Source organism: Micromonospora sp. NPDC002411, assembly GCF_053592955.1.
This window is the reverse complement of record NZ_JBSFBM010000350.1, coordinates 1-6827: the sequence shown is the minus strand read 5'-3', so window position 1 is coordinate 6827 and position 6827 is coordinate 1. Positions and strand designations below refer to the sequence as shown.

At 70.0% G+C, this 6827-nt stretch carries 8 protein-coding genes and 1 pseudogene; 4 read left to right on the top strand and 5 right to left on the bottom strand.

What is annotated here, in order from left to right:
* Positions 1-93 (bottom strand): annotated as a pseudogene (locus tag ACWCO3_RS29190) (C40 family peptidase); the annotation flags it as partial.
* Here ACWCO3_RS29190 and qcrC point away from each other — a divergent pair.
* From qcrC to ACWCO3_RS29170, 4 genes are all read left to right on the top strand, one after another.
* Positions 73-834: a cytochrome bc1 complex diheme cytochrome c subunit gene (qcrC, locus tag ACWCO3_RS29185; protein WP_450013102.1), complete on the top strand. Its 762-nt coding sequence runs from the start codon at positions 73-75 to the stop codon at positions 832-834. The pseudogene ACWCO3_RS29190 and the gene qcrC sit on opposite strands and share 21 nt — an antisense overlap.
* Before the next feature lie 64 nt (positions 835-898).
* On the top strand, positions 899-1987 hold the full coding sequence (gene qcrA / locus ACWCO3_RS29180) for a cytochrome bc1 complex Rieske iron-sulfur subunit (RefSeq protein ID WP_145779659.1): 1089 nt from the start codon (positions 899-901) through the stop codon (positions 1985-1987).
* Positions 1984-3615 carry a cytochrome bc1 complex cytochrome b subunit gene (gene qcrB, locus ACWCO3_RS29175; protein WP_145779660.1) on the top strand — a complete coding sequence of 544 codons (1632 nt, stop codon included), beginning with the start codon at positions 1984-1986 and terminating at the stop codon, positions 3613-3615. The genes qcrA and qcrB overlap by 4 nt, the downstream gene beginning before the upstream one ends.
* Positions 3616-3808: 193 nt before the next feature.
* A complete protein-coding gene (locus tag ACWCO3_RS29170; RefSeq protein ID WP_145779661.1) occupies positions 3809-4492 on the top strand; it encodes a DUF4142 domain-containing protein in 684 nt (227 codons plus the stop codon).
* 73 nt (positions 4493-4565) lie between these two features.
* Here ACWCO3_RS29170 and ACWCO3_RS29165 read toward each other — a convergent pair whose 3' ends face one another.
* The 4 genes from ACWCO3_RS29165 to ACWCO3_RS29150 form a co-directional block, all read right to left on the bottom strand.
* Entirely contained in the window at positions 4566-4853 is a 288-nt protein-coding gene (locus tag ACWCO3_RS29165) for an Lrp/AsnC family transcriptional regulator (RefSeq protein WP_088988344.1), read from the bottom strand.
* Positions 4854-4884: 31 nt separating this feature from the next.
* Positions 4885-5790 (bottom strand): nucleotidyltransferase family protein, encoded by a 906-nt coding sequence (locus tag ACWCO3_RS29160; protein WP_145779663.1) that lies wholly within the window; start codon positions 5788-5790, stop codon positions 4885-4887.
* Positions 5787-6329: an NUDIX hydrolase gene (locus tag ACWCO3_RS29155; RefSeq protein ID WP_145779664.1), complete on the bottom strand. Its 543-nt coding sequence runs from the start codon at positions 6327-6329 to the stop codon at positions 5787-5789. Before ACWCO3_RS29155 ends, ACWCO3_RS29160 begins: the two co-directional genes overlap by 4 nt.
* Positions 6330-6382: 53 nt before the next feature.
* Positions 6383-6827 (bottom strand): TGS domain-containing protein (locus tag ACWCO3_RS29150; RefSeq protein WP_450013098.1); only part of this gene is annotated, 445 nt, incomplete at its 5' end.

The window sequence follows — 6827 nt, the reverse complement described above, 5'->3', positions numbered from 1 at the left end:
CACGTAGAGGGCGACGTGCCCGAGCCCGCTGTAGAACACCAGGTCACCCGGCCGTAGGTCACTCCGACCGATGTGGGCGACCGCGCTCCACTGCACCGGCTGATCGCCGCGCTGATGCTCGCCGGCGGCGCCTACACCGTCTTCGCCCCGGGTGCCCAGGCGCAGGACAACCCGCAGCTGACCGGCGCCGCCGCCGAGGGCAAGGCGCTGTTCGACGTGAGCTGTGTGACCTGTCACGGTCGCAACGCCCAGGGTGTCGAGGGCCGCGGGCCGAGCCTGATCGGCGTCGGCGCGGCCTCGGTCGAGTTCCAGGTCAGCTCCGGGCGGATGCCGCTGGCCCGCCAGGAGGCCCAGGCGCACCGCAAGCCCCCCGTCTTCACCGACGAGCAGACCCGTCAGCTGGCCCAGTACATCCAGGAGCTGGGTGGCGGCCCGGTCGTGCCGGACGGTGACGACCTCCGTGAGGACGGCAACATCGCGGCCGGCGGTGAGCTGTTCCGGATCAACTGCTCGCAGTGCCACGCGTTCGGTGGTGGCGGCGGCGCGCTCTCCTCGGGCAAGTTCGCCCCGAGCCTGCACCCCGCTACCGACCGTCAGATCTACGCGGCGATGCTGAGCGGCCCGCAGAACATGCCGGTGTTCGGCGACAACCAGCTCCGGCCGGAGCAGAAGGCCGACATCATCGCCTACATCCAGGAGACGCTGAAGCACGACCAGGACCCGGGCGGGTTCAACCTCGGGCGGTACGGCCCCTCCACCGAGGGCCTGGCGATCTTCCTGGTCGGCATCGTGGCGCTCGTCTTCGCCAGCCTGTGGATTGCAGGTAAGTCGTGACCGAGCGGATACTCAGTTTCAGCGCCGTGGTGCCGTTCGGCACCACCCGTAGCGAGGTGACGGCATGAGCACCCACACCGAGCACCAGGCCCCGCAGGGCCGGGAGCCGCTCGACGTGAACGACCCCAGGCTGACCCGGTTCGACATCGTCCGTGAGGGCGCGCGTCGGGACGACATCGAGATCGTCCACTACGAGCCGCAGGTGCTGCCCGGCACGAAGGCGGAGCGTCGGCTGACCCGGGTGGTCGCCGGCTTCTTCCTGATCACCGGTCTGGCCGCGACCGCCTTCCTGGCCATCTACATCTGGTGGCCGTGGCAGTACGAGGCGGGCCGTGGCGGCGACAAGTTCTACACCCCGCTGCTCGGGTTCACCCTCGGCGTGGCGTTGCTCGCCGTCGGCTTCGGCATCCTGACCTGGGGCAAGAAGTTGCTGCCCAAGGAGGTCTCGATCCAGGACCGGCACGAGGGCCAGGTGGACGAGGAAGGCCGCACGATCACCGGCCAGACCATGCTCTACATGGCCGACGAGCTGGGTGTGAAGCGTCGCCCACTGCTCGGCATCTCGCTGCTGGCCGGTCTGGCGCCGGTCGCCGCGGTCGCCGCCGCGCCGCTGGTCGGCGGTCTGATCTCGCAGCCGCACAAGAACAACCAGATGTTCACCACCGGGTTCGCCCCGGCCGAGGGCGGCGAGCGGATCCGCCTGGTCCGGGAGGACGGTCGTCCGGTCCGTCCGGCGGACATCAGTGCCGGTGGTCAGCTGACCGTCTTCCCCGGCATCGATCACGGCGTGAGCAACAAGCACGCCGACTCGCCGACACTGCTGATCCACCTCCGCGACTCCGACGCGCAGGAGTCGCGTCGGGCCAACGAGACCATCGGCCACGGCGACTACATGTGGGGCAACTACGCGGCCTTCTCCAAGATCTGCACGCACGCCGGCTGCCCTGCCAGCCTGTACGAGCAGCAGACCAACCGGCTGCTCTGCCCGTGCCACCAGTCCCAGTTCCTGATCACCAACAACGCCAAGCCTGTCTTCGGCCCTGCCAGCCGGCGGCTGCCGCAGTTGCCGATCGAGGTGGACTCCGAGGGCTTCTTCGTGGCGAAGTCCGACTACACCGAGACCGTCGGGCCTGACTTCTGGGAGCGGCCGTGAAGCGTCGAAAGTTGGACCTGGCGGCGACGCCGGGCAAGGCCGCGGTGGGAGTGGACGACCGCTTCGCGGTGGCCACCCCGCTGCGCAAGCTGCTGAACAAGGTCTTCCCGGACCACTGGTCCTTCCTGCTCGGCGAGATCGCGCTGTTCTCGTTCGTCGTGCTGCTGCTGACCGGTGTGTTCCTCACCTTCTTCTTCGAGCCGGCGATGACCGAGGTGGTCTACGACGGCAGCTACGCGCCGTTGCAGGGCACTCCGATGTCCGCCGCGTACGCCTCCAGCCTGGACATCTCGTTCGACGTCCGCGGTGGTCTGGTGATGCGGCAGATGCACCACTGGGCGGCGCTGCTGTTCATGGCCGCGATCGTCGTGCACATGCTGCGGGTCTTCTTCACCGGCGCCTTCCGCAAGCCGCGTGAGACCAACTGGATCATCGGTTCGCTGCTGTTCTGGGTCGGCTTCCTGGCCGGCTTCACCGGCTACTCGCTGCCGGACGACGGCCTCTCCGGCACCGGCCTGCGGATCGCCTCGGCGATCATGCTGTCCATCCCGGTGATCGGCTCCTGGGTCACCTCGTCGGTCTTCGGCGGCGAGTTCCCGGGCACGATCATCATCAGCCGGTTCTTCATCGCCCACGTGCTGCTCATCCCGGGTCTGCTGGTCGCGCTGATCAGCGTCCACCTGGGGCTCGTCTTCAAGCAGAAGCACACCCAGTGGCCCGGCCCCGGCCGGACCAACAACAACGTGGTCGGCGAGCGGATGTTCCCGCGGTACGCGTTGAAGCAGGGCGGCTTCTTCATGGTCGTCTTCGGCGTCATCGCGCTGATGGGCGGTCTGTTCCAGATCAACCCGATCTGGCTGTTCGGCCCGTACGAGGCGTGGGTGGTTTCGGCCGCCAGCCAGCCTGACTGGTACGTCATGTTCCTCGACGGCTCGACCCGACTGATGCCGGCCTGGGAGATCAACATCCCGCTCGGCGACGGGTACGTGATCCCGCCGCTGTTCTGGCCGACGGTCGTGCTGCCCGGCATCCTGGTCGGCCTGTCGACGATGTACCCGTTCCTGGAAGCGCGGCAACGCAAGGACTACAAGAGCCACAACCTGCTCGAGCGCCCCCGGGACGCTCCGGCCCGGACCGCCGTCGGTGCGATGGCCGTCGCCTTCTACATCGTGCTGACGCTCTCCGGCGCCAACGACGTGATCGCCGACAAGTTCCAGATCAGCCTGAACGCGATGACCTGGGCTGGCCGGATCGGTCTGCTGGTGCTCCCACCGATCGCGTACTACGTCACGTACCGGCTCTGCCTGGGTCTCCAGCAGCACGACCGGGAGGTGCTCGCGCACGGCGTGGAGACCGGCATCATCCGACGGCTGCCGGACGGTCGGTTCGTCGAGGTGCACCAGCCGCTCAGCGCGTCGAACGGGCACGCGGACGGCCACGGTCAGCTGGACTACGTCGGCTGGGTCGTCCCGAAGAAGATGAACCGGCTGGGCGCCCTCGGGCCGGCCATCCGAGGCTTCTTCTACCCGATCGAGAAGCCGGTCGAGGCGCCGGTCTCGCCGGGGCACCCGCCGGTCGAGCCCCGGCCCGAGCGCGAGGAGATCGGCAGCGGCGAGAGCCGTCGCTGATCACCCGATCGCACCGTTACGTGGCGCCCGCCGGATTTCCGGCGGGCGCCACGTCGTATGCGTACCCACCGCCCATCCGAGGCGGAGTCGGACGCTCGCGGCAGGACCGGTCGACCCCGCGCGACGGGCGATCGCAGGAATAACCCCGGTGAGCCGGGTATCCGTGCGGTCCAACGTCTCAAGGGGGGGAAGCATGTTGGGTATCAAACGCCTCGGCCTGTTGGCCGCGCTGGTACTGGTCGGTGTCGCGCCGGCCGCGGCCGCGCAGGCCGCGGCACAGCCGTCGACGCAGGACACCCAGTATCTGCAGGCGGTTCACCAGGTCAACCTGTTCGAGATCACCGCCGGTGACCTGGCCCAGCAGAAGGGTCAGGACCAGGGGGTCAAGGACCTGGGTGCGATGCTGAAGACCGACCACACCCAGCTGGACCAGACGGTGCAGCAGACCGCGTCCCAGCTCAACGTGGAACTGCCGAACGAGCCCAGCGCCGATCAGCAGGCGGTCATCGACAAGCTGAACAACGCCAGTGGTGCGGAGTTCGACCGGCTCTGGGTGACCAGTGAGCTGGCTGGTCACGTCCAGGCCATCCAGGCCACCCAGACGGAGATCTCGCAGGGCTCCGAGCAGTCGGTGGTCCAGTTGGCCCAGACCGCCCTGCCGACGCTGCAGGCGCACTACGACGAGTTGGTGCAGCTCGCCAACCGGTTGGGCATCCCGGTTCCGCAGACCAGCGCCAGCGGTACGCCCAGCCCGGGTGGTACCGGCACTGAGTCGCCGGCTCCGGGTGGCACCGGCACCGAGTCGCCGGCCCCGGGTGGCAACACCGAGGCTCCGGGCGGTGGCACCACCGAGACGCCGGCTCCCAGCGAGAGCTGACGTAGCGACAGCAGACGGCCGGTCCACCCGAGCGGTGGACCGGCCGCCGTGCGTGCGGTGCGGGACGGGCGGGTCAGTCGGCGCTGGCCAGACCGATCGCGAACGCCTCCTCGAGGTCGTGCTGGGAGTACGCGCGGAACGCGATGTGCGACTCGGTGTTGAGCACGCCCGGCACCTTGGAGATGCTGCCCGCGATGACCTGGGCGATCTGGTCGAACTCGCGGACTCGGACGATGGCGATGAGGTCGACGTGCCCGGCCACTGAGTAGACCTCGCTCACACCGGGGAGGTTGGCCAGGGTCTCGGCCACCTCGGGGATCGCGTCGGTGGCGCAGTCGATCAGCACGATCGCGGTGATCACGGGACATTTCTCCGTTCGTCGGCGTCGTCGCTCATGCTAGATGTTTTCCGGCCGGGCCGAGCAGGTGCTGCCGGTCCGGCTCGGGGAGTGTGGGCACGGTGCCGTTCCCGAACCGGATGACGTCGACCAACCGTTCCCCGGCGCGAACCGTCGCGCCCGGCCACACCACGCTGCGCAACACGTCGCCGTCGACCTGCGCGCCCGCGCCGACCACCGATTCCTCGCAGCGGCCGGTGACCCTCGCCGACGGGTCGACGAGGGTGCCGCCGGCCGCGGCGTGCAGGTTGGCCGCCAGGTAGTCGGCCGGCGTTCCGGTGTCGAAGAAGGTGCCCGGGTAGGGCACCACCTCCAGGGCGTCCGCCGCCTCCGCCGGACGCCAGAGGACACGGACCAGGTCGGAAACGACCACCGGCAGGTCACGGACCAGTCGCCAGGGCAACAGTGAGAAGCCGGTGAAGCAGTGCCCGTCGAAGGTGCCGGGCTCCGTGGGGTTCGCGGCGGGCTGGCCCAGCAGGCGGACGGTGTGCCCGTCCCAGCCGTCGAGCAGGGCGGCCACGTCCGGGCCGGGCGCGGCCGCCGGGTCGGCGAGGTACGCGTCGGCGTTGCCGACCAGCACCGGCCGTCCGTCGATCCAGTCCCGCAGGTTCGCCACCCCGCCGGCGGTGCCCAGCGGGTCGCCCACCTCCACGGACAGGTGCGCGCGGTCACCGACGTGGGCGACCACCTGGTCGCCGAGGTAGCAGGCGTTCACCGCCACCCGGTCGGGGCCGGTCAGGCCGAGCCCGGCCAACCGCGCCAACGCGCGGTCGAGCAGCGGCACGTTGCCCACCGGGCACAGCGCCTTCGGAACCCGTTCGGTGAGCGGGCGCAGCCGGGTGCCCTCGCCGGCGGCGAGCACCACCGCGCACAGCTCCGCCGGAACGCCCGCGCCGGTCATGGCAGATCGTCCGGGATCGGTGGTGGGAACTGCCCGGCCAGCGGCCCGATGTCGTAGTAGGCGAGCAGCCGGGCGGTCGGCCAGGTCAGCTTGGGCAGGTCGTCCAGCGGGTGCCAGGCGGCCTCGAAGACCTCGGCGCCGTCGACCGCCAGCTCGGTGGTGGACGCCGGCACCTCCGTCTCGAAGACCATGTCCACCCAGCCCTTGGCGTGCACGATCGCGTTCGGTGCCGCCGGGCGCAGCCGCGACGGGGGGAGCCGGATGCCGGATTCCTCGAACAGCTCGCGGGCCGCTCCCACGACCGGGGCCTCGCCGCGGTTCAGCAGACCGGCGGGGAGGGACCAGCCCTTGCCGGGCGGTTGGCGCAGCATCAGCAGGCGTCCCGCGCCCGTCGCCTCGGCGTCGCGCACCAGGGTGACCGCGCCGACGATGTACTTGGGCACGGCCAGCCGGACCAGGCGCCGACGCACCGGCAGTGGCATTCGGTAGAAGGCCTGGTAGAACATGGCCCGACCGGTGGCGCGGGAGCGGGGGATCATGACCCCAGGCTAGTGGTCACGAATGTCCTTCGGACGCGCCGGGGCCGGCTCGGTCACTGCCGGTGGTCGACCAGGTCGATGAGCTGGCGTACCACGGTGTCCGGTTCGATCACCCGGTCGAAGACCGCGACCAGCAGGGTCTCCAGGTCGGGGTAGCCCAGCTCCTCGGAGAGGCGCAACAGTGGCAGGTCACTGGCGAGGCCACGGTTGTGCTGCCGCAGAGCCAGCCCGATGGTGGCCCGACCGAGGCGGACCTTGTCGCTGATCGTGATGCCCGGCTCGGTGTGCTCCGCGAACCACCTGTTGATCTGCATCTGCGCGTTCGGCGACTTGACGAAACTCAGCCACTCCCGGCGGGGGCCGCGCGGCGCCACCCCGGCCTCGAACCCGTTGTCGCCGTCGCTCTCGGTGAAGATCTCCACCACGTCGCCCTCGTCCAGCTCCGAGCTGAGCGGGGCCAGGCGACCGTTGATCCGGGCGGCGAGGCAGTGGTCGCCC